This is a genomic window from Actinomadura sp. KC345 (assembly GCF_004348515.1).
In the GTDB taxonomy this organism is placed as follows: Bacteria; Actinomycetota; Actinomycetes; order Streptosporangiales; family Streptosporangiaceae; genus Spirillospora.
In genome coordinates, this window is the sequence record NZ_SMKH01000027.1 from 1 (window position 1) to 24,874 (window position 24,874).

Sequence of the window (24,874 nt, forward strand, 5' to 3'; positions counted from 1 at the left end):
CCACACCCCCGACCCGCCGCGCGACGACCTCCGGATCAACCCCGAGCCTCAACGCCACAGGACTCTCGTAGACCCCGGCCCCCCGGCAGAAGACGACCACCCTGTCCGGCACCGGAACGTCGAGCTCACCCTCCGCCACGGCGTCCCGCACCGCGCGCACAAGGGCACCGCTGACATCGGCTGGAGTCACTCTGGTGAGACTATCCGACCACTATCTGGACACCGCTGCGAGTTTCCGCACCGTCTGGATCAGCTGGTTCGGGTCGAACGGCTTGGTCACGTACGCGTCCACACCGATCTCGTGCCCCCGCCGCACATCGTGCTCCTGCGCCCTGGCAGTGATCATCACGACCCGGATGTGCGCCGTCTCCGCCTCTTCCCGCAGCCTGACGGCCGTCACCCACCCGTCCAGCCGCGGCATCATGACGTCCAGCGTGATCACGTCCGGCCTGGCGTCCGCCACCTTGTCCAGGCAGTCCTGGCCGTCCACCGCGGTCGACACCTCGAACCCCTCCAGTTGCAGGTTCACGGCGATGAGCTGGCGGATCACCTCATCGTCGTCGACGACGAGAACGCGTCCCAGTGGCTCGGTCACGGCCTCGAAGTTAGCCCACTCCCACCCCACACGCACGGCGAACGTCCGCGTGCGCGTCACCCCGCCAACCCTGGTAATCTTCTACCGCATCACAGCGCCCCCTTAGCTCAGGGGATAGAGCAACGGCCTCCGGAGCCGTGTGCGCAGGTTCGAATCCTGCAGGGGGCACCCAGAAGAATGGAACGACCGGCTCCGCTGTTGGTGGCTGCGGGTGGTTCGACCCGGGCCGCAAGGTCAAGGAAGCGATCAACGGCTGGTTCATGGATCTGGTGAAGTCCGCGATCAACCCAGAGTTCGGGGTCGTGGACCGGTCACTGGTGGTGGCCAACTCCACGGCGCGTGCCAAGGTTCTGGCGCAACTGAAGGTCAGCCCGTGGGCCAAGCTCTTCTCTCCTCGTTACTGGCGACGCCGGGATTCGGTCCTGAACGAGGCTGGCGCCCATCAGCTCGAAGTCCGAAGCAAGCCGCGGATCGAGTTCACGGCGGCGACCCGCCGCCGTCGGTCGGACAACGGCAGGGAGGGCCGCCTCCCCGCCGTTTGCCGCACACCGTGAGCCCGGTTACGGGTCAGCGGAGGGAGTGGCCCCCGTCGGTGGTCAGCGAGCGGCCGGTGATCCAGGCGGCCTTCTTGCTGCAGAGGAATGAGATGACATCGACTAGGTCTTCGGGGGTGCCGGGGCGGCCCAGGGGTGTGGCGCGGGCGGCGGCGGACAGGAGGCGTTCCGGGTCGGAGCTGATGTCGCGCAGCGCGTCCGTGGCCACCACTCCGCCGCTCACCAGGTCGGCCGTGATGCCGTCGCGGCCGAGTTCCACCGCGAGGTAGCGGACGACGGACTCGGCGGAGGCCATGGCGGCGGCGATGGCCGCGGAGCCGGGGACGTGCCGACTCGTCCCAGTACTCACGGTCGTCACGACCCTGCCCCCGCCGGTCAACTGCGGGCACGCCGCCGCCACCAGGGCGAGGAGGGAGCCGACTCGGGTGGTGAACATCTGCTCATAGGTGCGCCAAGGCGTGTCGAGGGCCTCTCCCAGTGCGGGCGAGGTTGCGCTGAAGCCCGTGGCGTTGGAGATGACGGCGCGTACCGGTCCGAGGCGCTCGCCTGCGGTGCGGACGAATTCCGCGCATTGGTCCTGGTTCCCGACGTCCAATGCGAAGGCGGCCGCTTGCCCGCCGTCGCGGTGGATCTCCTCGACGGCGGCGGCGGCCTTGGCGTCCCGGTGGTAGCCGACCGCCACCGCGTAGCCGTCGCGGGCGAGCGCCAGTGCGGCCGCGCGGCCGATGCCGCGGCTCGCTCCGGTGATGACGGCGGTGCTCATCGGCGGTCCCCGAAGGTGACGCGGTCGGTGTCGGCCGCTTCGGCGTAGCGGCGGTGGGCGGCTTCCTGGAGCGCCCTGGACTCGGGGCTGGCCAGGCGTTCCGCGGACAGCCCGGCCTCAAGGCGGAGACCCTCGGAGAGCGGCAGCCGGGAGCCCTCGATCAGAGCGCGCTTTGCCGCGGCGAGCGCGGTGGCGGGACGGGACGCCATGTGGCGCGCCAGTCGCAGCGCCTCCGCCTGGAAACCGGGGGCGGGGAGCACCCGCTCGACGATTCCGGCCGTCCTGGCCTGTTCCGCGGTAAGGACGTCGCCGGACAGGACGAACGACCGGTCCTGGCCGCCGCATCCAGCTCGACCGTCCTGGCCTGGCACTGGCCAAGATGACAGCATCCTGTCATAATGGATGCGTGATCGTACGAATCTGGCACGGATGGACCAACACCGCCGGCGCCGACGTCTACCAGGGTCTCCTCGACGCGGAGATCGTCCCCGGCATCATCGACCGCAAGGTGCCCGGCCTGCACGGCGTGAAGGTGCTGCGCAAGGAGTCGAGCCCGGACGAGGTCGAGGTTCGTCACGGCAATGACCTTCGACGACTGGGCCGCGGTGGAGGCGTTCGCAGGCACGGACCCGACCGCGGCCGTGGTCCCGCCCGCCGCCCGCGCGGTGCTGCGCCGCTTCGACACCGAGTCCCAGCACTATGAACTCGTCAAGCGCTACTCCTGACCACGTCACCGCCTACCGGCTGCTGATGGCCGACGTGTACGAGTTGGCCGGGCTGTCCCGGCGAACCAGCGAGACGTTCGCGCGGGAGGTCAGCGGCCAGTCGGTGGCACGCTGGCATGTCATGAGCGTGGTGTCGGAGGAACCCGCAACGGTGCCGGCCATCGCGCGCCGCCTAGGCCACCGGCGGCAGAGCGTGCAGCGCGTGGTCGACGCCCTGGCGAGGATGGGTCATGTCGCAGTGAAGGACAATCCAGCCCACCGACGTTCACCGTTGGTCACGCTGACCCCGGCCGGCGAGATCGAGCTGGGCAGGCTGAACATCACGGCCGAGACGGTACGCGCCGCACAGCTGAAGGCCGCCGACGTCGGCGTCGCCGAGCTCGCGTCAGCGCGCGAGACGCTCCGCGCGCTCATCGCGGCGCTACGGGCCGACGAGCCGTCGAAGCCGTCGCCGCCTTCAGCCAATGAACAACGCGTCAAGACGGGAGAAGCATGATGAACGACTTCATTCCGTTCCAGGAACGCTACACTCGCGTCGTTGAGCAGCTGGTCGCAAGCCCGCTCGTTTCTGTCAAACATCAGAAGTCCGGCGAGGACGTGCCGGACGGGGGCGGGGCCGACGTCGCGTTCGCAAAGTTGGCCGAGAGCGACGACCTTCACCTGACCGGTCCTTCCGCCGCCTGTACTTCACGTCCAAACAACTTCACGTTGTGGCGGCTGTCAGCCGACAGCACGCGTGGCGGCGAGTTCTGCCTTCAGAACATCGTTGAATGGGCGGTGAACGGGGGGCATCCCGACGATTGGACGATGCCTCCCGAGGAGTACGCCGAACTGGCAGACCTCCACACCATCGACTACGAGCCGCTTTGCCAGCGCTTCGACGCCCGCATGTAAGCGCGACCAGTTCGCCGCCTGGACGCAGAAGCATCACAGATCAGGGCCCCGTTCGGGCAGCAATGACCTTCGTTTTCCCTGGGCCCTCGCCCAGCGCTGACCGGTGGCGCGAAATACTGCAGCATAAGCCCGCCCGCGCCGCTTATGGGTAGGGGCATCGACCGCTTCCAGCACCACCACGTCAGCGATCGTTGATGCGACTGAAGTATTGGCGAGAAGGTCTTGAAAACAGCTGTTCATCGTGTAGAATGTTCCGCGTCCGTTCGCAACGGATTGCCTGAGACTGCGTCTCAGGTATACAAAACAAAACTCAGCAACTCACGGAATGTCCGCCAAAAGGTGGAGCCAAACTGTCCGGGACTTCGGTCCCCGACCCAGCAAACCGGCCCCGTACTGAGTACAGGGCCGGTTTTTTGTTTCCGGAGTGATCGACTCGCCTTCGGTCGGGGTCCCGTGTTGGGATCAAGGTCTATTCCGAGGAGGTTAAGGCCGAGGCGGGCTCGCTGAGCTCGGGTCTCGTGCTTGAACAGGAGAATCGGCAGCTCCGCGCCAAGGTACGGGAACTGGAAGCCGAGCGTGAAACTTGCGCCGGGCGGCCAAGTATTTCGGTGTGTCCTGAACGCGAGGAGGGCTCGATGTAAGCGGAAGTGGCATCTGGACCGCTACATCGAAATGGTCCCGGGAAGAGTCTGGCGGATGCCCGCTGACTGGCCAGGCGGTGTCCGGCATAGAGATGATGTGAGCCCGATTTGCTGCGATCACGTGGAACAGGGGAAGGCGTGTCCCGATACGGCCCGGCCCTGGAGTGGGCGGGCGAGAGGGAGCATCCCAAGCGGCCGGAACCGCGGAAGACTGAGTACCGGTGCTGAGCGATTCTGCCGGGATTCTTGGGGCGTGTGCACTTGCCCCAAGAATCCCGACAGAATCGCTCACTGAAGCCCTGCTCAGCCGCGCCCCGCAACACCCGTACGAGCACTGGCAAGGACGTTGTGCCACCAAGCACTGGGCATGTTGCCGATCTTCCCCGCGCGAGGACGGTCCTCCTGTAAGGAAGCCACTCATCGTGGCACAAACAGAGGAGACCGAAATGACTTCCATGAAGTTCCTGCTGACACAGCCCCGTACGGCGGCGGAGATCACAGCCGCCGTCAAGGCGATCGCCGAGCAGGACAACAAGAAGTTTCGGGGCGCCGCCGCTCACCACCTCGGTCAGGTGGACGGCTACGATCGCTTCAGCCTCTACGTCATCCCCTCGCAGGACGGCGAGAAGGTGCAGCAGGACGCGTCGTACAACACGGTATTCGTCAGCACCAACCTGCCCGGCAGGCGCTCCCATCCCAGTGACAGGAGCAGGTCGGTTAAACGAACCATGCGGTCGTTCGGGGAGGCGCTGAAGAGCTACCTGTCCGACACGGACACAAGTCTGAAGGGCGAGGGACTCGCGACGAGCCCTCGCGACAACAAGGACGGCGAGGGACTCGCGACGAGCCCTCGCGACAACAAGGACGGCGAGGGTCTCACGACGAGCCCTTGCGACGAAAGTGTGACGGCCGTGCTGCCCGCAGCGATGGAGACCCCGGCGAAGGCAGCTCAGCTGCTCACGGTGGCCATCGCCGACTGGGACCTGGCGTTCGAGGTCAGGGAGAAGGCACCCGCGATCATCGCGTTCGTCATGAACCACGCGGTGACCCAGGCGGTCGGCCAAAGCAAGTCTTCGCCGATCACGGTGAAGATCCAGCGCATCAAGTCGCGCAGCCGGTCAAAACTGCAGGTCGACGTGATCGGCGTGGACCTGTCCGCAGAGCTCCACCGAATCCGAACGATTATTCGGGGAGACTCGACCTCGGGTTACTTCGTGTGCAGCTCGTCCTCCGGAGACAACCCCGTCTTCACCATCAAGGGGTTCGATCGAGAACTCCTTTTCGAAATCCCGCGGTGATCACGTACCTTGCTGACGCCTCAGCAAGGTAGGTGATCTGACCGTACACACTGGCTGGCCTCCTCGCCCGGTTCGCACCGTGGCGCGGAGGCTGGTTCTTTTGGAGCGCCTCTACGGAGCGTCCCGGCCCCATGTACCCTTGAACGGGGATTCCCGACGAACGCGGGCCCGGATGCGCCGGCTCCGGACACCGCAAGCAGACCGGGACCGTTCTTCTCCATGCTGCCGGCGCCCGGCAGCATGGAGAAGAATGGTGTTCGGCCCTGTTGCGGTCAGGGAGTGGGAGGGAGAAGAAGGCGTAGTCCGTGGTCGGTGGCGGCGAGGATGCCGGTGGTCGGGTGGGGAGTCAGGGCGTTCACCGCTCCGGTGGTGTGGTCTCGGTGCAGGGGGTGGCCGGTCTCGGCGTGCAGCCATACGACGCCTGAGTCCAGGCCGACCGCCAGCCGGGTGCCGTCGGGCGTGAAGCACAAGGACGCCGACGCGCCGTGGTCGCGAGTGCCGTCGACGTCGTCGATGTGCTGATGCCAGGCGGGTTCGCCGGAGTGCGTCCAGGTGGTGGCGACGAGGCCGCGGTGGCCGTTGAGGCCGCGGTGGCCGTGGTCGGGACGGACCCAGGTGGCGAACCTGCGGCCGTCCGGGGCGAAGGCGACATCGGTGACGATCTCGGGGCGTGGGCCTGTGGGGAGCCCGGTCTCGCGCTCGTAGCGGAGCCGGAGCCCGTCCCCGTCGGCTTCGAGCACGGTCAGCCACCAGGAGCCCTGCATCGAGTTTCCGACTGCGAGCGTTCGCCCGTCGGGGGCGAACCGCGGGACCACGCTCCAGTCGCCGAAGCCTGTCTTGTCGCCGGCCACCTCGCCGTGGTCGAGGTCGATCAGGCGGAGGCACTCACACGAGGCGACGACCAGCCGGCGCCCGTCCGGCGACAGCACCGGGTCGGCGTGGAGGTCGTCGGGAAGCAACTCCGCGGCGACCTCACGGGCCTGCCGTAGGTCGGCCCAGTCGCGCAGCCACACCGAGTCACCGTCGGAGAAGGCCAGGCGGGGGGCCGTGCCCCCGTGGGGGCCGCCGAGGGCCGTGCGCCTGCTCACACGGATGACCTCGGCAGGTTCGATCGACGGCGCCAGCCGCCACCGCACGAGCACCGTGCCGGAGAACATGGTGGTCAGCGCCTCCGGCAGCTCGGGGTGGACGGTCACGCGACCCTGCGGGCTCTGTGCGACCTCCTCCAGAGTCAGTTCCACCGAACGCCCGGACGCCTCCACGTGGGCGACCAGCCTTTCCCGCAGTTCGTGCGGACCGCCGTCACCGATCAGATCCGACGGCAACGCGCCGGACCAGTCGCGCCGGCCCGGGTCGGCGCCGCGTTCGAGCAGCAGGTCGACCACCGCCGCCCACTCGTCGTCGACGGCGGCCCGCTCGCTCGCACGGTGGAGCGGCGTGGTCGGCAGGCCGTGCGCGAGCGGGGCCCCGGCCTCGATCAGGAGTCGTGCGATGCGAGGGTCGTCGGCCAGGTCCAGCGGTGTCCGCCCGCGCGAATCGAGCGCGGTGGTCTCGGCGCCCGCCGCGAGGAAGGCCCGCACCACGTCCGCGCGGTCGTTCGCGACCGCGATGTGCAGAGGCGTCCGGCCGAACAGATACCGTGCCGCCAATCCGGCCGGGCCCGCGGCGGTGGCGACCAGCTCCGCCACCTCGCCGCCGGCGGCCCAGTGCAGGGCGCCGTCTCCGTCCGACCGCGCCGCGAGCGGATCAGCGCCACGTTCCAGCAGCAGCCGGACGATCGGCGCGGAGTCGGCGTGCCACGCGGCGGCGATCAGTGGGGTGATGCCCATCCATCCCCGGACGTTCACCGATTCCGGCTCGGCGTCCAGCACCTCGACGACCCGGTCCAGATCCCCGGCCTTGGCCGCTTCGATGAGCGGATGATCCTTCCGCAAGAGACCTCCAGCACGACGTCGACGACACCGGGCGTTCACCCTGACACGGCGGGGGCCTCAAGGCGGCCGTCGGGGACGGCCCCGCGGCGGGCCATGCGCCATCGAGTACCGCCCGATTCTCCAGAAGACCGGCACCGCCTGCCGGACCGAACTGACATTCCCTATCCGGTTCCTAGGACGGGACAAGTGATGCGCAAGTGGCGTCCGAGGCAGATCATCTTTTCCTGCGAGTAAGGCGCGGGCGGTTTCGGTCGGTTGGTAGCGTGTCCGAAACCACGGGGACCTGGAACTTCCCATCGGGGGTATTTAGTCTCGACGATGGCGACCGAAACGCGTTCATGGGAGTGTCATGACCACGAGTCCAGAGCTTCCCGATATCTTGTCGGAAGGCTTTGCCACCGACCCCTACAGCGCCTATGGAGTGCTGCGCGATAACGCGCCGCTCTTTTGGCATGAGGGGATGCAGAGCTATGTGATCTCGCGGTACGAGGACGTCGCGCGGGCCTTCAAGGACCCGGTGTTCACGACGGCGAATTACGACTGGCAGCTCGAACCGGTGCACGGGCGGACGATTCTGCAGCTCAGCGGCCGGGAGCACGCGGTACGGCGGGGGCTGGTGGCGCCCGCGTTCCGGGGCGACGAGCTGCAGGCGAAATTCCTGCCGGTGATCGAGCGGAACGCGCGCACACTGATCGACGATTTCCGGACGGCCGGAAAGGTGGAGCTGGTCGGGCAGTTCAGCACGCATTTCCCGATCAACGTCATCGTCGACATGCTCGGGCTCGACCAGGCCGACCACGCGCGGTTCCAGCGGTGGTACACCTCGATCATCGCGTTCCTGGGAAACCTCGCCCAGGATCCGGAGGTCGCGGAGGCCGGGCTGCGGACGCGGGAGGAACTGGCCGCCTACATGCTGCCGATCATCGCGCGCCGCCGCGAGAACCCCGGGGACGACCTGCTCTCGAAGCTGTGCCTGGCGGAGATCGACGGGACGCGGATGAGCGACGAGGACATCAAGGCGTTCGTCAGCCTGCTCCTCGCCGCGGGCGGTGAGACGACCGACAAGGCCGTGTCCGCTCTGTTCGCGAACCTGCTCGCGCACCCGGACCAGCTCGCGGCGGTGCAGCGGGACCGCGACCTGATCCCGCAGGCGTTCGCCGAGACGCTGCGCTTCTCCCCGCCCGTCCACATGATCATGCGGCAGCCGGCCGAGGACGTGGAGCTGGGCGGCGGGACGGTCCCCGCGGGCAGCACGGTCACCTGCCTGATCGGCGCGGCCAACCGGGACCCCGAGCGCTACCGGGACCCCGGCCGTTTCGACATCTTCCGGGACGATCTCGCCACCAAGAGCGCGTTCTCCGCCGCTGCCGACCATCTGGCGTTCGCATTGGGACGGCACTTCTGCGTCGGCGCGCTGCTGGCCAAGACGGAGATCGAGGTCGGCACGAACATGCTGCTGGACGCCATGCCGGACGTCCGGCTGGCCGAGGGGGCCGATCCCGTCGAGCACGGGGTGTTCACCCGCGGCCCCGCGTCCCTGCCGCTGGAGTTCACGCCTCGGGGCTGAACGGCCCCGGGCTGAACGGCACGGGGCCGTTCCGGTGGGCGGCCGGGCTGAAGGTGACGGGGAGCGTGTGCAGGCCCCGCATCCAGAGCGACGGCCGCCACTCCAGGGCGTCCGGCGGGACGGCGAGCTCGATGTCCGGCAGCCGGTCGAGCAGCACCTCGATGGCCGTCCGCGCGATGACCTCGGCGTGCTCCGGTGCGGGGAACGGGCAGCCGTGCTCGCCGTGCCCGAACGACAGGTGGGCGCGGTTGCCGGGGTCGGAGCGGTCCGACGGCCGCACCTGGGGGTCGCCGTTGGCCGCGGCGAGGCCCATGACCAGCAGGTCACCGGCGCTGATGTCGCGGCCCCCGAGCCGGCAGCCGTGCACGGCCCAGCGGCCGATGAAGTTCTGGGTGGGGGTGTCCTCCCAGAGCACCTGGGTGAGCGCCTGGTCGACGCTGCTCCTGCCGCCCTGGAACGTCATGGAGAAGTGGTCGTCGACCAGCATCAGCCGCAGGGCGTTGCCGATCCAGTTGCCGGTGGGCTGCTGCGCGGCGGCCATCACCACCAGCAGATCGATGGTCACCTCTTCGGCGGTGAGCCCGGCCGGGTGCGCCAGCAGCCGGGACGGGACGTCCGGCCCGGGACGCATCCGCCGCTCGGCCACCAGGCGCGCCATCCGCTGCTGGATGCGCTGGTGCGCCGCGACGGCGTTCTCGTCGGCGTCGAGCGACTCGGCGACGTCCTGGACGAGGGTCGGCACGTCGGAGTCGGGCAGCCCGAACAGCCTGGCGATGACCAGCAGCGGAATGCGGTGCGAGTACTGCGCGACGAGGTCGGCCTTCCCGGTCCCGGCGAACCCGTCGATGAGCCCGTCGGCGAGCTCCTCGCAGATGCCGGCGAGCTCGGTGCGGTCGAAGGCGTCCAGCGCGTCGCCGATCGCGCCGGCCCGCCGCTGGTGCTCCTCCCCCTCGGCGAACATCACCGACGGCGTCCACCCGACGTAGGGCATCAGCGGCCAGTCGTCGGGGACGCGGTCCCACGCGTTCCAGCGGCGGCAGTCGCGCGCGAACAGCATGGGGTTGCTGGTGATGTGATTGACCTCCCGGTAGCCGATCACGAACCACGCGGGGACGTCGCCGTCCAGCAGGACCGGGACCACGGGACCGTGCTCGCGGCGCAGGTCGCGGTAGAACACGTCGGGGTCGCGGGTGATGGCGGCCCCGTACAGCCGAACGGCGGCACCGCCCGGCGGGGCGTCTCCGGCCGGCGCGGGCGAGGGCGTCGATGGTTCGGTCACGGTGTGACCTCCTGGGCGGCGGATGGTTCGCGGAGATGGGTTTCGCTGAGATGGGTCAGATGCCGGACGAGCGTGATGAGCACGGACTTGGAGGAGTCGCGGGCGCGGGCGTCGCACTCGACCAGCGGGATGCCGTCGTCGAGGGAGAGCGCGTCCCGGACCCGGTCGAGCGTGGGCCGCGGGCCGTCGAACCGGTTGACGGCCACCACGAACGGCATCGCGTGCGCCTCAAGGCGGTCGACGCTGTAGAAGCACTCCTCCAGGCGCCGCGTGTCCACCAGGACGATGGCGCCGAGGCTTCCGGAGAAGAGCTGGTCCCACAGGAACCAGAACCGCTCCTGGCCCGGCGCGCCGAACAGGTAGAGCACCCGCTGCTCGTCCAGGGAGATGCGGCCGAAGTCGAACGCGACCGTGGTGGTGCGCTTGGTCTCGACGCGGCCGGGGTCGTCGATCCCGATCCCGGCCCGCGTCATGGTCTCCTCGGTGCTGAGCGGCCGGATCTCGCTCACCGATCCGACCATGGTGGTCTTGCCCACGCCGAACCCGCCGACGATCACGATCTTCAGGGCGTCCCGGGCGGTGCGGCGCAGCGGCGTCCCGGCGATCCGGTCGCCGGGCTGCGCAGCGGGCGCGGGGTCAAAGGCTTTCGAGTCCAACGAGCACCTGCTTAAGCGTTTCCAGGTCGGCCGCGTACGCGGCTGGGGCCGCGGCCGAGGACGGTTGGCGGACGGTGATGCGGCCCATGTCGCGCAGGTCGAGCAGCAGGATCTTCACGACGCTCACCGGCAGCCGCAACTGGGAGGACAGTTCGACGACCGCGACCGGGCCGCCGCCGCAGAGCTCCAGGATCGCGGCGTGCTCGGACTGCATGCCGGGCGCCGGCTCGTCCTCGGCGACGATCAGCGCCACCAGGTCGAGCGTGTCGTCGCCGGCCTCGGTGCGGCCCCCGGTCACGGTGTAGAGCCGGTCCGGGTCCTCCCTGTCCAGAGGGCGGGGGTTCATGGGCGGAAGTCGGGCTCGAGTCTGCGCGGCGCGGCCGTCAGGTATCCGCCGATCTGCTCGACCAGCTCGTTCATGCAGTGCCCGACCAGCCCGACGTCGGCGAGTTCGTCCGCGATGACGGCCAGGTGCGCGCCCTGGCCGGCCGGGACGATGAGCAGCACGCCGCCGGCGAACTCCACCATCGCCTGGCCCGCGCCGAGGCCCTCGCCGAACTCGCCGGACGCGCTCAGGGACAGGCTCTGGATGCCGGACGCGACGGCGGAGAGCTGGTCCGCCCTGTCCTCGTCGAGCCCGGCCGTGTAGCAGATCTTGAGGCCGTCGCTGGACAGCACCAGGACGTGCCGGACACCCGGCGCACGGTCCACGAGGCCCGCGAGTAGCCAGTCGAGATCACGCTGATCGGTGCTCATCGGTTGCCGGGGCGGCCGTGGGCCGGTCGCGCCCCTCCTCCCATCTGTGAGTCCTGCTGTCGGTCGTTCGCGCGGGGCGGATCGCGGTCTCACTCGTCCGTGGCGGTTCCGGGCTCCCCGGTTCTGCCGTCCCCCGTGCCGGTCTCGGCGGCCCGGGTCCCGGCGCGTCCGGGCCCGGTCCCCTCCGTCCCGGCCTCGTCCCGGGCGGCCGCCGCCACGGACGCGGACTCGTGCCCGGACGCGGACGCGTGCCCGGACGCGGACTGGCGGAACGCGGCGAACCGGGTTCCGGTGTCGCGGGGACGCGCGTCCTGCCCCGCGGGCCGTCCGGCGGGCGCGCTCGCCAGCGCGGCGCCCCGCCTGCGCTTGGGCAGGACCAGGTCGTCGGAGTCCGCGCCGTCCGGCTGGGGCGGGGCGGCCTCACGCCGCGGCTCCGCCGGGCGGCGGGCGGCGGGAACGGTCTCCGTGCGGGCCGGCGCGGCCTCGGGCAGCGGGCTGTAGATGACGAGCTTGGCGGGGATCAGCACGACCACGCCGATGCCGCCGCGCGAGGACGGGCGGAAGCTGACCCGCAGATCGTGCTTGCGGGCGAGCCGCCCGACGACGGCCAGCCCCAGCCTGGTGCCGGGCAGCGAACCGAGGTCGGCGGCCTCGGAGACGAGCCGTTCGGCGCGCTGCCGTTCGCGCTGCCGCATGCCGAGGCCGCCGTCCTCGATCGTGACCACGATCCCCGCGTCCTCCTCCTCGACGTAGACGTGCACGGCACTGCCCTGCGGCGAGAAGTTGGCGGCGTTGTCCATCAGCTCCGCCAGCGCGTGGATCACGCCCTCGGCGGCGAAGCCGGCGACGGCGGCGGTGCTGGTCGAGTGGTACTGGACGCGCTGGTACGCGCCGATGCGGCCCATGGCGCCGCGCAGGACGCTCTCCATCACGATCGGCTTGGTCCAGCGGCGCCCGGACCGGCCCCCGCTGAGCAGCGCGATGCTGTCGGCCAGCCGTCCCAGCTGCGAGACGTCGTGGTCGAGGCCGAGCAGGTCACCGAAGACCTTGTCGTCGCCGTACCGGTCTTCGAGGTCGCGCAGCTCACCGAGCATGCGGGTCGTCTGCGCCTGGATGCGGGCGGCGGCGCTCGCGCAGGCGGCCAGCGCGGCGGCGTTGGCCCGCTCGCCCGCGGCGATGTCCTCGGCGACCTGGTGCAGGACGCGCCGCGTCGTGTCGTGGGCGGGCTCCACGAGCTCGGCCAGGACGGCCTGAGCGCTCGCCCGGTCGCGCCTGATCCGGGTGGCCAGGGCGGGCACCGCGGTGTCGGCGAGCCAGGCCGCCTCCCGTTGGAGGCCGGCGGCGTCCGCACGGGCCTGCGCCGCCGCGTGCTCACCGGCCGCGACGCCGTCCACGACGATGCGCAGCAGCCGCGCGAGGACGCGGTCGTTCACCGGCGGGAAGCCGGCCAGCACCTCCTCGGGCGGGGCGCCGTCGCGCAGCCGGGCGACCAGGCCGGGCAGCGGCCCGTCGACCAGTTCCGTCAGGCGTCTCTCCAGCCGGTCGTCCTGGACCGTGGCCTGGTCCAGACGCCCGCTGAGCCACCGGCTGTGCGCGGCGTAGTACACGGCGACCCCGATGACGACGCTGAGCGCGAGGGCCGCGCCGCCCCCGCCGGCGGCGACCAGGGCGCGCTCCTGCGGACCGGCGGCGAAGAGCGCGGCCAGCCAGGCGCTGCCCCCGATGATCGCCGCGATGAGCCAGGCCAGGAGTGCGCGCTCCAGCGCGGCGCGCTCGATGCGGGATCGGCTTGCGTGTACCGGCATCCATCCTGTCCTTTGAGCGAGGGCTGATGAGGGAGCATGTGCGAGCCCGGCGAACAGCGGACTCCGGCCCGAATACGGACCCAGAACACGAGCACCCCCAAAGTAGGGCGCAATCCATGATGCGCCAAGACGGGGGAGCAACGTGGGTTACTTAGCCGAACTTTCCCGCTTCTCTCAGTACAAAGTGTCCGACTTGAGAAGTGTCGTGTTAATTAAGCGATTCGTCAGATAGATCCCTTTGGACCGTGCCCACGCCGCTGACCTCCGGCACCCGTCCGGTGTTTATCGGCGCGTTCGCGGACTCAGGCCGGCGGGGAGGCGACCCGGTCCATCCATTCGCGGAGCAGGGCGTGCTCCGCGGGGGTCAGGGCGGTGAGCCTGGGGGCCGCGGCGCGCAGGGCGACGGCCAGGCGGACGGGGTCGTCGGCGGAGGCCGCCGGAGCGCCCCCGGTGGTGGCAGACGCCGTGGCGGCAGACGCCGTGGTGTCGGACGCCGTGGCGGCCGGCGCGGTGGTGACGGCGGCGATGGCCGCCTCGCGGGCGAGGGTCGACAGCGCGGGATCGCGCCGGTCCTCCGGCAGCGAGATGAGGGTGAAGGTCATCCCCCGGCCGGCGGAGTGGACCAGGTGCGCGGCCCGCTCCTCGCTCACCCGCAGCCGGCCCGCCTCGGCGATGCGTCTGATGTGGCGGGCCAGCATCGCCGAGGCCCGCCGGGCCGCGGGGGTCTCGACGCCGGGGCGGGCGTCGCCGTAGATGAGCGAGTACAGGGCCGGGTTGCTCACCCCGAACCCGATGTGCAGGTCCCAGCCGCGGCGCAGGTCGTCCACGGGGTCGTCCGACTCGCCGAGGGACGCCTTGTCCGCCAGATAGGACTCGAATCCGTGGCCGGCGACCGCGTCCAGCAGGCCCTGCTTGTCACCGAAGATCCGGTAGATGGCCGGTGACTGCACCCCGGACTCGGCGCAGATCGCGCGGGTGGACAGCGCCTCGCGGCCGCCCCGGGCGAGCAGGTCGCAGGCCGCCTGGATGATCCGCTCCCGCGTCGCGTCCCGCTTCATGGCCGCCAACGATAACCTCCCGCCGTGGGGATGGGGACAACGATAACAAAAATGTGTTATCGGGTTGACGTTGCCAGTGCCAACGTGTTTTTGTTGCCAGCATCAACACAACGGCCGGGCCGTGGTCGGCATCCAGCGGAAGCGAGGAACATCATGCGCTCGAAGCACGCCGCCGCCCTGGCGGTGACCGCCGCCCTGGCGCTCGCCGGGTGCGCGGGGACGCCCGAAGCACGCACTCCCGGCCGGGTGGGCCCCGACTCGTCACCGGCCCCAGCGCCGGGGAAGGTCACCGAACTGGCCACCGGCCTCGACATGCCGTGGGGGTTGGCCTTCCTGCCGGACGGCTCGGCCCTGGTCTCCGGACGGGCGTCCGGGCGGATCCACCGCATCCCCGCCGGAGGCGGGGAACCCGCGCTGGTCGGCGAGGTTCCGGACGTGGAGGAGAGCGCCGAGGGCGGCCTGCTCGGCCTGGCCGCCTCACCCGGCTTCGCCGAGGACCGCACGGTCTACGCCTACGTGTCCGGGACGCCGGCCAACCGTGTCGTCGCGCTCCGCGTCGGCGAGGATTTCCGGTCGCTCAGGCAGGAGCGCGTCGTCCTGGACGGGATCCAGCCCGCCGACCGGCACCACGGCGGCCGGCTGCGCTTCGGCCCCGAGGGCGACCTGTGGATCGGGACGGGCGACGCGTTCGAGCCCGAGAACGCGGCCGACGACGACTCCCTCAACGGCAAGATCCTGCGCATCCGGCCGGACGGGTCGATTCCGGCGGACAACCCCACCCCGGGCTCCCCGATCTACTCCTCGGGCCACCGCAACGTGCAGGGGATCGCCTTCGGCCCGGACGGCACCGCCTACGCCTCCGAGCTGGGCCACCGGACCTGGGACGAGCTGAACGTCCTCCGGCCGGGCCGCGACTACGGGTGGCCGGAGACCGAGGGGACCGACGGCGACACCGGCGAACAGCCGATCTTCACCGTCCATCCCGACGACGCCTCGCCCTCGGGGATCGCCTACGCCCGGGGGTCCATCTGGATGGGGGCGCTGGGCGGGCAGCGGCTCTGGCAGCTTCCCGTCGACGGTCCCGAGGCGGCGGGGGAACCCGTCGAGCACTTCGCCGGCGAATACGGACGGATCCGCACCGTCGAGCGCGCCCCGGACGGCTCCTTGTGGCTCGCCACGTCCAACACCGACGAGGCCACCTGGGGAGGGACCGACCCCCGTCCCGGCGACGACCGCATCCTGCGCCTCGAACTCGGCCGGTGACGGCGCTCCGGGAAGCGTGACCCGCGACGTCACCCGTCGTTGATCTTTACGCCGGCCGGTCGTCGACCGGGCGCCTTCTCCGGACCCGAGGCTGTTGCGGCTCCGACCCGCCGCGAGAAAGGGGCGTGCATGCCGTCTCGGAGGTCCGCGCGCATCCGGCGCCGAATCGCGATCCTCGTGGGTTGCGCCCTGGCGCCGGCGATGGCCGTCACCGTCCCGGCCGCGGCGGATTCGAGGCTCTCGCCCTTCGATGCCGTCGACCAGTTCATCGGCACCGAGATGGACACGACGCAGAACAAGAGCAACGACGCCTACGGCAACACGTATCCGGGCGCGGCGGTGCCGTTCGGGATGGTGCAGCCGAGCCCGACCACCTACAAGCCGGGCGACCCGCTCGTCGGCGAGAAGGGCGGCTACGAGTACACGGCCGGCCTCATCCGCGGATTCGGCATGACGCGGTATTCGGGCTCCGGCTGCACGGGACGCTACGGCGGGTACGAATTCCCGGTGATCCCGTACGCGGGGGAATTGCGGAACGGCGCGCTGCCGGTGAACCCGTCCGCGGACATCAAGAAGTACTACCTGGAATTCGACCACGCGAACGAGGTCGCCGAACCCGGCCACTACTCGGTCGGCCTGGACAACGGGGTGAAGGTCGGGCTCACCGCGAGCGCGCGGACCGCCGTGAGCGAGTTCGACTTCCCGGACCGCGGGAGCTCGACCCTGATCCTCGACGCGTCCGGCCCGAACAACCGGACGTTCGGCACCGAGGTGACGATCGACCCGGAGACCCGCACCGTGAGCGGGTGGACGCACGGCGCCGACCTCTGCGACAACGGCAACCGCTACCGCGCCTACTTCTCGACCACCTACGACCGGGACTTCGCGTCGTACGGCGTCTGGCAGGACGGCGAGATGAGCGCCGGCGCGAAGCACGTGCGCAAGAGCACCGGCGACACCGGCGCCGACCTCCGGCACGACACCGGCGCCTGGATCACCTTCGCCGACGGCGCGAAGGTGACGGCCAAGACCGGCCTCAGCTTCGTCAGCGTCGCCAACGCGGCCGAGAACCGCGACGCCGAGGTCGGCGAGGCGGGCTTCGGCAAGGTGCGGGCGCACGCGGCGCGCCGGTGGCGGGAGGCCCTCGGCACGATCGACGTCACCGGCGGCACGGACGAGCAGCGCACGAAGTTCTACACGGCCCTCTACCACTCGCTGCTGCACCCGAACATCCGCGACGACGTCGACGGCACCTATCTCGGCTACGACGGGAAGGTCCACCGGATCGAGCGGGGACGGCACTTCTACAAGAACTTCGCCGGCTCGGGCTGGGACATGTACCGAAGCCAGGCGCAGCTCATCGCGCTGACGTTCCCCGGGGTCGCGAGCGACATCAACCACTCGATCGTCCTGCTGACCGAGCAGACCGGCTCCTGGGCCCCGGAACAGGCCCGGATGCAGGGCGACAACCTTCAGGTCATCCTGTCCACCTTGGACGACATGGGCGCCACCCGGTACGACCGGAAGGCGGCGCTCAGGTCGATGGTGTCCACACAGGTCCTGCCCGCGGCGACCACCAGGCGCACGGACGCCTACCAGTACTTCGCCACCGGGATGATCGAGAACCGCAAGGGGGACTTCGCGACCTCCCGCGTGCTGGAGTACTCGATCGACGACTTCGCGATCGCGCAGCTCGCCCGTCGGCTGGGCGACCGGAGGTCGTACGCCTTCTTCATGGGCCGGGCCCAGAACTGGATGAACGTCTTCGACCCCGTGACCCGGCACATCCGCCCGAGGGAGCGCACCGGCTTCGACCGGGCCTTCGACCTCCGGGTGCGCGAGGACGGCGGCGGCCGCGGCCAGTTCAACCAGTCGACCGGGTACCAGTACGGGTGGCTCGTCCCGCACAACCTCGCGACGCTCATCGCCAAGCGCGGCGGAACCGAGGCGGCGGCGAAGGATCTCGACGTCCTGATGAAGGAACTGGACGCAGGGGCGTACACCCAGACCGGGAACTACCTGTCGAACCAACCGGCCTTCAGCACGCCCTGGGTCTACAACTGGCTGCGGGCGCCCGAGAAGACCACCGACGTGCTGTACCGCGCCGTCACGGAGATGTACGACACCTCGCCGTCCGGCCTGCCCGGCAACGACGACCAGGGCTCGCTGAGCGCGTGGTACCTGTTCGCCAACCTCGGCCTGTACCCGGCGATCTACGGCACCGGCGACCTCGTCGTCACCGCGCCGATGTTCGACCGGATCGTCATCGACCCGGCCGGCGATCGCAGGGCCGTCAGGATCAACGCCCGCGGCGTCCAGCGCGGCGAGCGCTACACCACCGGGCTGCGCATCAACGGGGTGCCGCGGACGTCGTCGTGGATCGACGCCGGCTTCCTGCGTTCGGGCGGCACGCTCGACTTCCGGATGTCGGACACCCCCGGCACCTGGGGAACCGGTGCCCGTGACGCGCCTCCCTCGCACACCGCCGGCGCCGACGCGCGCAACAACGCCGGCACCACACCCGACGGCCGGGGAGACCTGGGATCCCTGGACCTGAGCGACTGGTCCCTGTCCAGAGAGAGCCTCGCCGCGGCCGGGGCGGGGCCGGGCGCCGAGATCCCGCTCGGCGACACCGGCATCACCTTCACCTGGCCGGACGCCGGGCCGGGCGAGCCGGACAACTGGATCCCGCACGGCCAGCGCATCGAGCTGGACGGCGCACCGGCCGCGAGCATCTCCTTCCTCGGGCTGGCGACCAACGGGCCCGCGTCGGGGACGGCCACCGTGGAGTACACCGACGGATCGACGCGGCGGGTCGGCGTCGAGCTGACCGACTGGGCGTCATCGGCGGCGGCGGGGAACGTCGAGCTGGTCGGCGTGACCGGCCGCAACAAGGCCGACGGCACCGGCGGCGGCGGCACCTTCCGCGTGTTCGCGACGCGTCCCGCAGCGCTCGACACCGGCAAGCGCGTCCGTGCGGTGACCCTCCCGGAAAGCACGGACCGGGGCATCATGCACATCTTCGACGTCGCCACCTCGAAGCCCGGCCGGACGTGACCTCCGGGTGCGCCGGGCGGACCGGCGCACCCGCGAGGGCGCGGTCACACGTCCGGCATCTTGCCCAGGAGCCATCGCACGCCGTTGTCGCCGCCGAGTTGGGGAAAGTCGGCCATGGCCTCGTCGCACAGGCGGCGGAGGTGGTCCTTCTTGCCGTCGGCCGGGAGTTCGACGTACTCGAAGGTCGGGCCGATGTGCCGTCCGGCCAGCGGCCCCTTGACGATCTTCTGGGCGACCATGGTCTCGGCGAGATTGGCGAGAACGCCCTGCATGGCCGAGATGAAGGTCCGCTCCAGCCGGTAGCGGTTGCTGCGCACGCCCGGCGCCACGTCGGCCCGGGACTCCGCGTAGATCGTGTCGAGCAGGTGCAGGGTGTAGCAGTAGGCGGCGTTGAACAGGGTGTTGATCCTCATCGCCGCGGGGTCGGAGACGTACATCTCGCTCGTGGGGTCGGCGGGCACGTCCCAGACCCGGCCGATCGGCTCGATGCCCTCGGCGATGCGGGAGAACTTGGTGTAGTGCGGCAGTTCGTCGTCGCCCGGACGGGGTTCGAGCGGGTCGATCGGCACCGTCGGACGGTCGGGGTTGACGCCCTCGCCCTGGTCGACGATGAGCTCCATCGCCTGCTTGGCGGTGGACAGGTTGGTCACCTTGACCGGCTCGCCGCCGCCGTCCTTGTTCCAGTACCCCGACACGTACTGCTTGTCGGGCTGGTTGTGGCGCCACAGCTCGGGGCCGTGCTCGTCGGCCAGATCCTCCAGGCCCTTGATGACGGCCTTGTAGAACAACCCGATCGTGGCGTACTCGCCTGGTCCGGGTTTGCTCTCCTCCGGCCGGGCCCTGGGGCGTTCGAATTCCATGAAGATGTCGGCGATGACCTGCTTGGAGCACGGCTCCAGCCGCAGTGTGAGCGGTGGATGGCGGTGGAGCATCAACTGCGGGTAGGACGGCATGAACGTGCGGCTGCAGAATCTGATGTCGTCGCCGTGACCGAGTGCCACCAGGATGTTGCGGACCAGGCACAGGTGCAGCATCTCCTCCACGACGATGCTGCGGATCAGGCGCGCGGCCCCCATTCCGGGATCCCAGCGGGAGCGGCCGCGTCCCTGGATGGAGTACAGCGAGTACAGGTACATCGGGATGGTCTGCATCTCCAGTGCGGCGGCCTGGAGCAAATGGTTCTTCAGCTCCTCGCGCTTGCCGATGTCGGTGGTGGCGTCGATGGGATGGTCGGTCAGGACCTGTGCCGGCTCGGCGCCGGTCTTGTTCCGGACGTCAACGGTCATGGTGCGTGCCCTTTCTGGAGTCGATGCGCGGGCGTGCGGACGGGACGGGCCGATCGGCGTCCCCCGGCGCGGCCCTCACGAGCCAGCCCTTCGCGGACCACCGGTCGAGCAGGTGCCGGTCGGCGCCGTCCGCCGCCGGGTTCCCGGTTCCGGCGAGCGCGGTGGCCAGCAGCCGGTGCTCCGCCGCGGGCAGCTCGGTGCAGGTGACGCGGTAGTCGTGGCGGGACAGCACGAGGTGGCATGTGCAAGGCGTCAGGGGCTCCGGGGCCTCGCCTCGGCGGACGGCGGTGTGGTACCGGTGGACCGGCGCCGACACCGTCAGCGTCCGCAGGCAGGGGGCGAACCGCGGCACGGTGCCGCCGGGGCGCGCCGGTTCACCCGGCTCCCCCGGGCGTCCGCCGTCGCCCTCCTCGGTCCCCGGGCCGTCGTAGACCTCGGCGAAGGCGTTCTCGTAGCGGGCGAGGTCGATGATGATCCGCACCCACGGTTCCGGCGGCGCCTGCGGATCGGGCCGGTGTTCCGCCAGGTGGTCGGCGAAGCCGGCGCCGAGGCGGGCCAGGTTGGGCGAGCGTGACGGGCGGGCCTCGACATGTCCCAGCGCCAGCTCCTCGAACGCCTCCGCGCCCAGCAGCGAGGCGAGCACCGGGTACAGGGCGTGCATGGCCTCCAGCAGCCGCCGCCGGTAGCCGTGGCGGTAGATGCCGAGCCGGTGCTCGGCGCCGAGCCCGGGCGTTCCGGCCAGGACGTCCGCCGCCGGCGTGACGGGGCCCCGCGGTGACACGATGGCGTGCTGCATCCACGTCTGGAGCGCGGTCAACGCGGGCGCGGCCGGTGGTCCGGCGCGGCGCTCAGCCATGACGAGCGGCGCGGCCCGGGACGGGCGGCCGGTCCGCGGCGGCGAGTCGCGCCTTGTCCAGTTCGGCCAGCAGGTCCGGCAGCGGCGGGACGCGGTCGTCCCACTCCAGCAGGGTGGGCACCGGGCCGATGTGCGCGCGGGCCGTCCGGTACAGCTCCCACACCGGCTCGGCCACCGGACGGTCGTGCGTGTCGATCAGGTGGCCGCCGTGGTCGGCGTGCCCGGCCAGGTGCAGCTCCGCCACCCGGTCGTGCGGCACGCCCCGCAGGTACTCGTCCGGGTCGAAGCCGTGGTTGACCGCCGAGACGTAGACGTTGTTGAGGTCCAGGAGGAGCCGGCACCCGGTCTCCTCGCAGAGCCGCGCCACGAACTCCCATTCGGGCATCGTGGACTGCCGGAAGGTCGCGTACGTGCTGGGGTTCTCCAGCACCAGCGGGCGCTCCAGCATCTCCTGGACGACCCTGACCCTCCCGGCCGTGTGCCGCAGGGCCTCCTCGGTGAACGGCATCGGCAGCAGTTCGTGGGTATTCAGGCCGGCCACCCCCGTCCAGCAGACGTGGTCGGAGACCCAGCGGGCGCCGATCTCGTCCGCCAGCCGCCGCAGCCGGCGCAGGTAGCCGACGTCGAGCGGCTCGGCGGCGCCGATCGACATGGACACGCCGTGCATCGCCACGGGGTAGCGCTCGGCGATCCGGCGCAGGTCGTGCCGCGGACGGCCGCCGGAGTCCATGAAGTTCTCCGAGATGATCTCGAACCAGTCGACCGGCGGGAGCTCCGCCAGGACCTGCGCCATGTGCTGCGTGCGAAGGCCCACGCCGAATCCCAGACGGCGATCGGTGCGCCTCCCAGGGGCGGCCCCAGGGCGTCCACCGGACGGCGCGGCGTCACTGCCCATGGTCGGACGACTGGCACGGGTCGTAGCGCCGCTTGCCTTCGTAGGGCGGCACCAGATCGTCGGGGGCTCCCTCTCCCGGAGCCGGACCGAACGGGACGCCGGCCTCGAACATGCGCTGCTCGAAGACCTTGCGGGCCCGCTTCCACACGCTCGTGCCCCGGTAGGGGCCGGCGGCGTGGACCCGGCTCTCGTTGATGGGGCTGGCGCAGCTGCCGGAGGAGCGGCACTCCTGGGCGCCCGGCATGGCCTGCTCGGCGTCGCCCCCGCTGTATCCGCAGCCGCCCTGCCCCCGGCATTCGTTGGCGCCGTGGCAGACGTGGGACACGGTGGCGCACTGACCCATGCCCGCCATCTCCCCGGTCCCGTCCCGGCCGTGGCCGCAACAGGAGTTCAAGCCCATGCACACGTGCAGTTCCAGCGGACGCCCCAGCCTGGGGTCGGGCCAGAAGCCGTCCGGGTCGTCGGCCGAGTGCGGCAGGATCGCCGTTCGCGCCTCGTGCGCGCCGTGGCGCCGCTGCGCCCCCTGCTCCCCGCCCACCACGAATTGGGCGACATCCGCCGATCCCTGCCCGTCGCCATTACCGTGCTGCGTCACCGCTGACTCCTCTCCGCCGTACGGGAATGCGTTCTACTTTCCCGATCGCCCCGGCCGCGGCATCGTGCCCGCGAGTGGTCGCTGGGCTTCCTCCCCTGGGCCGATCGCCCCCTACCTCGCGACTCCAGCAAAATTCTCGCTTGTTTCGCCCAACGGCCGGCCAACGCTTCGGCCCGCGCCTCCCGCCGACAGGAGCGCGGCACCGATACGGTCTTTTGGAGGCGATCAGTGCCGCTCTTTACCCGGGTGCGTGATTGAGTTCTCTGCGGAAGGCGAAGAAGCCCTGGGCGGCGCTCGCCCATTCAGCAAAGGGGAAAAATGCTCGATCGACGCGGAGTACTACGAGCGGGGGCGTACGCGTCCACCGCCGGCCTGGTCGCGGCACTGACCGGGAACGACAACGCAGGGGCGTCGCACATCCCTTCCGCACCGGCTCCGCAGCCGGCGGTCAATCCGAATTGGCAGCAACTGGAAAATGCGCTCGGGTCCGGCAGCAAACTGCATCTGCCGAAGTCTCGGGATTTCCCGGCACTGGCGCGGCCGTGGAATCTGCGGTACGAGGACAGGAAGCCGATGGGCATCGTGTCCTGCGCCAGCACGAAGGACGTGCGAACGGCCCTACTGTGGGCGAAAGAGAACGGAATGCCGCTGGCGCCCCGCGCCGGAGGCCACAATTACGCCGGCTACTCGACGACGACGGGCCTGATCATCAACGTGCGCCCGATGAACCAGGTGACCGCGCTGCCCGACGGCCGGCTCAGGATCGCCGGTGGCGCCACCAACGGCGACGTCGCCAAGGCCGGAGCCGGGAAGACGAACCTGTACGTCCCCGGCGGGCGCTGCGTCGGGGTCGGCATCGCGGGCCTGACACTCGGCGGCGGCCTGGGCTTCAACGACCGCAAATGGGGCCTGACGTGCGACAACCTGGTGGAGACCGAGGTCGTCCTGGCCAACGGCAAGATCGTTCGCGCGAACCGCGAAGAGGAGCCCGAGCTGTTCTGGGCCTGCCGGGGCGGCGCGGGCGGCAACTTCGGCATCAACACCTCGTTCCTGTTCGACGCCGTCGACGTGTCCCGGACGACCGCCACGTTCTTCCGCTTCACGTTCGGCCCCGGCTCAGGGGAAGAGGTCATGAAAATCGTCCAGGAGACGCTCGCCGACGACCGCGAGAACGACCTGGACATCCGGATCGAGTTCGAGAATCCGGGCACCGGGCCCCATGACGTCAACGTCGCCGTCCTCGGCCAGTACCTCGGCGACGAATCAGCGCTGCGCACCAGGCTGGGTTCGCTTCTCAGGCTGAACCCCGCCGAGCAGAGCATCGAGCGGCTCGGGTTCTGGGCGGCGCAGGAGAAACTGTCGATGGTGTCCGAGCACGAGACCGTGGCCTCCAGGTCGCTCGTGCCCCACTCCTGGCTGCCGCCCACGACGGTGAAGGAGATCGTGGACTGGACTCTCAAGTGGAAGCCGTACCGCAAGGGCAACAGCGGTTACGTCACCCTCTTCGCGATGGGCGGCAAGGCCGGTGCGCCCAGCGCGGACGCCACGGCGTTCCCGCACCGCAACGGCAAGTTCGTCATCGACGTCGGCACCGCCTGGACCGAAGGGACCACGCCCGACGAGGTGCATCGCCTGCTGGCCCAGACGGGCGACATCCATGGCGGCCTCAGCAAGGCCCTGAAAACCAACGCGGCCTACGTGAACTTCCCCGACCCGGATCTCACCGACTGGCAGACCGCCTACTACGGGAGCAACTACGACCGGCTGCGAAAGGCCAAAACCCACTACGACCCGCACCAGGTCTTCCGTTACGCCCAGGGAATCGAACCGCTGCGCCATTCGGAAGCCGGCTCATGACAGAAGAGCCGAGGATCGACATCCCCGACACCGCTCCGCGACCGTAGGGGGCGGGCCGGACCTGCCGCCCGCGTGGGCCTGGCCGGGGTGTTCCGGCACCGTCAGCCGGCGCTGCCGGCGGACACGAGCTCGCGGATGTCGTCGGGAAGGGCCTCCTTGACCTTGGTCATCATGCCGCCCTGGGTGGCCTCCCCCACGACCTCCAGGACGACCCGGGCGAGGTACGCGGCCTGGGAGTCGTCCGCGTGCGCGCGGATCGCGACGCGCTCGATGAAGTCGTGGCGGCCGAACCGCTCGCCCGTGCCCGAGCCGCCGAACACCTCGGTACGCCTCAGGTTCTCGCCGATCTCGCGCGGGAGCTGGGCGGCGAGGTTGTCCGCCAGGCCTTCCGGCAGCCGCTCGCCGAGCGTTTCGAGCGTGGCGCGGCAGGCGGTCTCGGCGTCGCCCCGGCTGGGCAGCCGGGCACGCGCCTGAACCTGCCCGATCATCTCATCGTGCTGCATAGCGTCCCCCCTGCTCCTTGCCTTGCTCTGGACCGCC

Annotated in this window: 25 protein-coding genes and 1 tRNA gene; 10 read left to right on the forward strand and 16 right to left on the reverse strand. The window is 70.5% G+C overall.

Features of this window, described 5'->3' with window-relative positions; genetic code table 11:
- Together E1281_RS41100 and E1281_RS07055 are read right to left on the reverse strand one after the other, a co-directional pair.
- Positions 1-190: hypothetical protein (locus tag E1281_RS41100; protein WP_207943153.1), on the reverse strand; the 190-nt coding region annotated here is incomplete at its 3' end.
- 21 nt (positions 191-211) lie between these two features.
- Complete coding sequence (locus E1281_RS07055; RefSeq protein ID WP_243716676.1) at positions 212-595, reverse strand: response regulator; 384 nt, start codon at positions 593-595, stop codon at positions 212-214.
- A 96-nt stretch (positions 596-691) separates the two neighbouring features.
- Here E1281_RS07055 and E1281_RS07060 point away from each other — a divergent pair.
- Positions 692-763, forward strand: a tRNA-Arg gene (locus E1281_RS07060).
- Positions 733-1,149: a hypothetical protein gene (locus E1281_RS07065; RefSeq protein ID WP_131876338.1), complete on the forward strand. Its 417-nt coding sequence runs from the start codon at positions 733-735 to the stop codon at positions 1,147-1,149. Before E1281_RS07060 ends, E1281_RS07065 begins: the two co-directional genes overlap by 31 nt.
- A 13-nt stretch (positions 1,150-1,162) precedes the next feature.
- Here E1281_RS07065 and E1281_RS07070 read toward each other — a convergent pair whose 3' ends face one another.
- Together E1281_RS07070 and E1281_RS07075 are read right to left on the reverse strand one after the other, a co-directional pair.
- The gene (locus tag E1281_RS07070) at positions 1,163-1,912 is read right to left on the reverse strand and encodes an SDR family oxidoreductase (RefSeq protein WP_131876339.1); all 750 of its coding nucleotides are present in this window, start codon (positions 1,910-1,912) and stop codon (positions 1,163-1,165) included.
- The gene (locus E1281_RS07075) at positions 1,909-2,283 is read right to left on the reverse strand and encodes an enoyl-CoA hydratase-related protein (protein ID WP_165958811.1); all 375 of its coding nucleotides are present in this window, start codon (positions 2,281-2,283) and stop codon (positions 1,909-1,911) included. Before E1281_RS07075 ends, E1281_RS07070 begins: the two co-directional genes overlap by 4 nt.
- A 210-nt stretch (positions 2,284-2,493) precedes the next feature.
- On the opposite strand from E1281_RS07075, the gene E1281_RS41105 reads away from it, so the two are divergent.
- The 4 genes from E1281_RS41105 to E1281_RS07095 all read left to right on the forward strand — a co-directional run bounded on the left by E1281_RS41105 (position 2,494) and on the right by E1281_RS07095 (position 5,470).
- The gene (locus E1281_RS41105; protein WP_207943154.1) at positions 2,494-2,637 is read left to right on the forward strand and encodes a hypothetical protein; all 144 of its coding nucleotides are present in this window, start codon (positions 2,494-2,496) and stop codon (positions 2,635-2,637) included.
- A gap of 25 nt (positions 2,638-2,662) precedes the next feature.
- Positions 2,663-3,133, forward strand: coding sequence for a MarR family transcriptional regulator (locus tag E1281_RS07085; protein WP_207943155.1), 471 nt, complete (start codon positions 2,663-2,665; stop codon positions 3,131-3,133).
- Positions 3,130-3,531, forward strand: a complete 402-nt coding sequence (locus E1281_RS07090; RefSeq protein ID WP_131876342.1) for a hypothetical protein — start codon at positions 3,130-3,132, stop codon at positions 3,529-3,531. Before E1281_RS07085 ends, E1281_RS07090 begins: the two co-directional genes overlap by 4 nt.
- Before the next feature lie 1,087 nt (positions 3,532-4,618).
- Entirely contained in the window at positions 4,619-5,470 is an 852-nt protein-coding gene (locus E1281_RS07095; RefSeq protein WP_131876343.1) for a hypothetical protein, read from the forward strand.
- Positions 5,471-5,742: 272 nt separating this feature from the next.
- On the opposite strand, the gene E1281_RS07100 is transcribed toward E1281_RS07095, so the two are convergent.
- On the reverse strand, positions 5,743-7,404 hold the full coding sequence (locus E1281_RS07100) for an ankyrin repeat domain-containing protein (RefSeq protein ID WP_131876344.1): 1,662 nt from the start codon (positions 7,402-7,404) through the stop codon (positions 5,743-5,745).
- A gap of 349 nt (positions 7,405-7,753) precedes the next feature.
- Between E1281_RS07100 and E1281_RS07105 the strand changes: the two genes are divergently transcribed.
- The gene (locus tag E1281_RS07105; RefSeq protein WP_131876345.1) at positions 7,754-8,971 is read left to right on the forward strand and encodes a cytochrome P450; all 1,218 of its coding nucleotides are present in this window, start codon (positions 7,754-7,756) and stop codon (positions 8,969-8,971) included.
- On the opposite strand, the gene E1281_RS07110 is transcribed toward E1281_RS07105, so the two are convergent.
- From E1281_RS07110 to E1281_RS07135, 6 genes are all read right to left on the reverse strand, one after another.
- A complete protein-coding gene (locus tag E1281_RS07110) occupies positions 8,955-10,250 on the reverse strand; it encodes a cytochrome P450 (protein WP_131876346.1) in 1,296 nt (431 codons plus the stop codon). The genes E1281_RS07105 and E1281_RS07110 overlap by 17 nt on opposite strands.
- Positions 10,247-10,855, reverse strand: coding sequence for an ATP/GTP-binding protein (locus E1281_RS07115; RefSeq protein ID WP_243716679.1), 609 nt, complete (start codon positions 10,853-10,855; stop codon positions 10,247-10,249). The genes E1281_RS07110 and E1281_RS07115 overlap by 4 nt, the downstream gene beginning before the upstream one ends.
- Positions 10,856-10,886: 31 nt before the next feature.
- A complete protein-coding gene (locus tag E1281_RS07120; RefSeq protein ID WP_131876348.1) occupies positions 10,887-11,252 on the reverse strand; it encodes a DUF742 domain-containing protein in 366 nt (121 codons plus the stop codon).
- Entirely contained in the window at positions 11,249-11,662 is a 414-nt protein-coding gene (locus tag E1281_RS07125; protein WP_131876349.1) for a roadblock/LC7 domain-containing protein, read from the reverse strand. The genes E1281_RS07120 and E1281_RS07125 overlap by 4 nt, the downstream gene beginning before the upstream one ends.
- A gap of 89 nt (positions 11,663-11,751) precedes the next feature.
- Complete coding sequence (locus tag E1281_RS42540; RefSeq protein ID WP_279433597.1) at positions 11,752-13,467, reverse strand: ATP-binding protein; 1,716 nt, start codon at positions 13,465-13,467, stop codon at positions 11,752-11,754.
- Between the two features lie 302 nt (positions 13,468-13,769).
- A complete protein-coding gene (locus tag E1281_RS07135; RefSeq protein WP_131876350.1) occupies positions 13,770-14,525 on the reverse strand; it encodes a TetR/AcrR family transcriptional regulator in 756 nt (251 codons plus the stop codon).
- A gap of 153 nt (positions 14,526-14,678) precedes the next feature.
- Here E1281_RS07135 and E1281_RS07140 point away from each other — a divergent pair, with 153 nt between their 5' ends.
- Both E1281_RS07140 and E1281_RS07145 read left to right on the forward strand, forming a co-directional pair.
- The gene (locus E1281_RS07140; RefSeq protein WP_131876351.1) at positions 14,679-15,788 is read left to right on the forward strand and encodes a PQQ-dependent sugar dehydrogenase; all 1,110 of its coding nucleotides are present in this window, start codon (positions 14,679-14,681) and stop codon (positions 15,786-15,788) included.
- Between the two features lie 129 nt (positions 15,789-15,917).
- Positions 15,918-18,845, forward strand: a complete 2,928-nt coding sequence (locus tag E1281_RS07145; protein WP_131876352.1) for a GH92 family glycosyl hydrolase — start codon at positions 15,918-15,920, stop codon at positions 18,843-18,845.
- Between the two features lie 44 nt (positions 18,846-18,889).
- Here the strand turns inward: E1281_RS07145 and E1281_RS07150 are convergent, their stop codons facing one another.
- The 4 genes from E1281_RS07150 to E1281_RS07165 form a co-directional block, all read right to left on the reverse strand.
- Complete coding sequence (locus E1281_RS07150) at positions 18,890-20,131, reverse strand: ferritin-like protein (RefSeq protein ID WP_131876353.1); 1,242 nt, start codon at positions 20,129-20,131, stop codon at positions 18,890-18,892.
- Positions 20,121-20,987, reverse strand: coding sequence for a DNA-binding domain-containing protein (locus tag E1281_RS07155; RefSeq protein WP_131876354.1), 867 nt, complete (start codon positions 20,985-20,987; stop codon positions 20,121-20,123). Before E1281_RS07155 ends, E1281_RS07150 begins: the two co-directional genes overlap by 11 nt.
- The gene (locus E1281_RS07160; RefSeq protein ID WP_243716677.1) at positions 20,980-21,801 is read right to left on the reverse strand and encodes a DUF692 domain-containing protein; all 822 of its coding nucleotides are present in this window, start codon (positions 21,799-21,801) and stop codon (positions 20,980-20,982) included. The genes E1281_RS07155 and E1281_RS07160 overlap by 8 nt, the downstream gene beginning before the upstream one ends.
- Positions 21,802-21,871: 70 nt before the next feature.
- Entirely contained in the window at positions 21,872-22,477 is a 606-nt protein-coding gene (locus tag E1281_RS07165; RefSeq protein ID WP_131876356.1) for a hypothetical protein, read from the reverse strand.
- Positions 22,478-23,050: 573 nt separating this feature from the next.
- Here E1281_RS07165 and E1281_RS07170 point away from each other — a divergent pair.
- On the forward strand, positions 23,051-24,334 hold the full coding sequence (locus tag E1281_RS07170; protein ID WP_207943156.1) for an FAD-binding oxidoreductase: 1,284 nt from the start codon (positions 23,051-23,053) through the stop codon (positions 24,332-24,334).
- A gap of 101 nt (positions 24,335-24,435) precedes the next feature.
- Here E1281_RS07170 and E1281_RS07175 read toward each other — a convergent pair whose 3' ends face one another.
- Positions 24,436-24,837, reverse strand: a complete 402-nt coding sequence (locus E1281_RS07175) for a DUF2267 domain-containing protein (protein WP_131876358.1) — start codon at positions 24,835-24,837, stop codon at positions 24,436-24,438.
- Between the last annotated feature and the right edge of the window lie 37 nt (positions 24,838-24,874).

Coding starts and splice junctions, on each gene's coding strand:
- E1281_RS07070 (WP_131876339.1), bottom strand. CDS start 1,912: ATGAGCACCGCCGTCATCACCGGAGCGAGCCGCGGCATCGGCCGCGCG.
- E1281_RS07090 (WP_131876342.1), top strand. CDS start 3,130: ATGATGAACGACTTCATTCCGTTCCAGGAACGCTACACTCGCGTCGTT.
- E1281_RS07125 (WP_131876349.1), bottom strand. CDS start 11,662: ATGAGCACCGATCAGCGTGATCTCGACTGGCTACTCGCGGGCCTCGTG.
- E1281_RS07155 (WP_131876354.1), bottom strand. CDS start 20,987: ATGGCTGAGCGCCGCGCCGGACCACCGGCCGCGCCCGCGTTGACCGCG.
- E1281_RS42540 (WP_279433597.1), bottom strand. CDS start 13,467: ATGCCGGTACACGCAAGCCGATCCCGCATCGAGCGCGCCGCGCTGGAG.
- E1281_RS07145 (WP_131876352.1), top strand. CDS start 15,918: ATGCCGTCTCGGAGGTCCGCGCGCATCCGGCGCCGAATCGCGATCCTC.
- E1281_RS07135 (WP_131876350.1), bottom strand. CDS start 14,525: ATGAAGCGGGACGCGACGCGGGAGCGGATCATCCAGGCGGCCTGCGAC.
- E1281_RS07150 (WP_131876353.1), bottom strand. CDS start 20,131: ATGACCGTTGACGTCCGGAACAAGACCGGCGCCGAGCCGGCACAGGTC.
- E1281_RS07095 (WP_131876343.1), top strand. CDS start 4,619: ATGACTTCCATGAAGTTCCTGCTGACACAGCCCCGTACGGCGGCGGAG.
- E1281_RS07140 (WP_131876351.1), top strand. CDS start 14,679: ATGCGCTCGAAGCACGCCGCCGCCCTGGCGGTGACCGCCGCCCTGGCG.
- E1281_RS41105 (WP_207943154.1), top strand. CDS start 2,494: ATGACCTTCGACGACTGGGCCGCGGTGGAGGCGTTCGCAGGCACGGAC.
- E1281_RS07120 (WP_131876348.1), bottom strand. CDS start 11,252: ATGAACCCCCGCCCTCTGGACAGGGAGGACCCGGACCGGCTCTACACC.
- E1281_RS07175 (WP_131876358.1), bottom strand. CDS start 24,837: ATGCAGCACGATGAGATGATCGGGCAGGTTCAGGCGCGTGCCCGGCTG.
- E1281_RS07105 (WP_131876345.1), top strand. CDS start 7,754: ATGACCACGAGTCCAGAGCTTCCCGATATCTTGTCGGAAGGCTTTGCC.
- E1281_RS07170 (WP_207943156.1), top strand. CDS start 23,051: ATGGGCATCGTGTCCTGCGCCAGCACGAAGGACGTGCGAACGGCCCTA.
- E1281_RS07085 (WP_207943155.1), top strand. CDS start 2,663: ATGGCCGACGTGTACGAGTTGGCCGGGCTGTCCCGGCGAACCAGCGAG.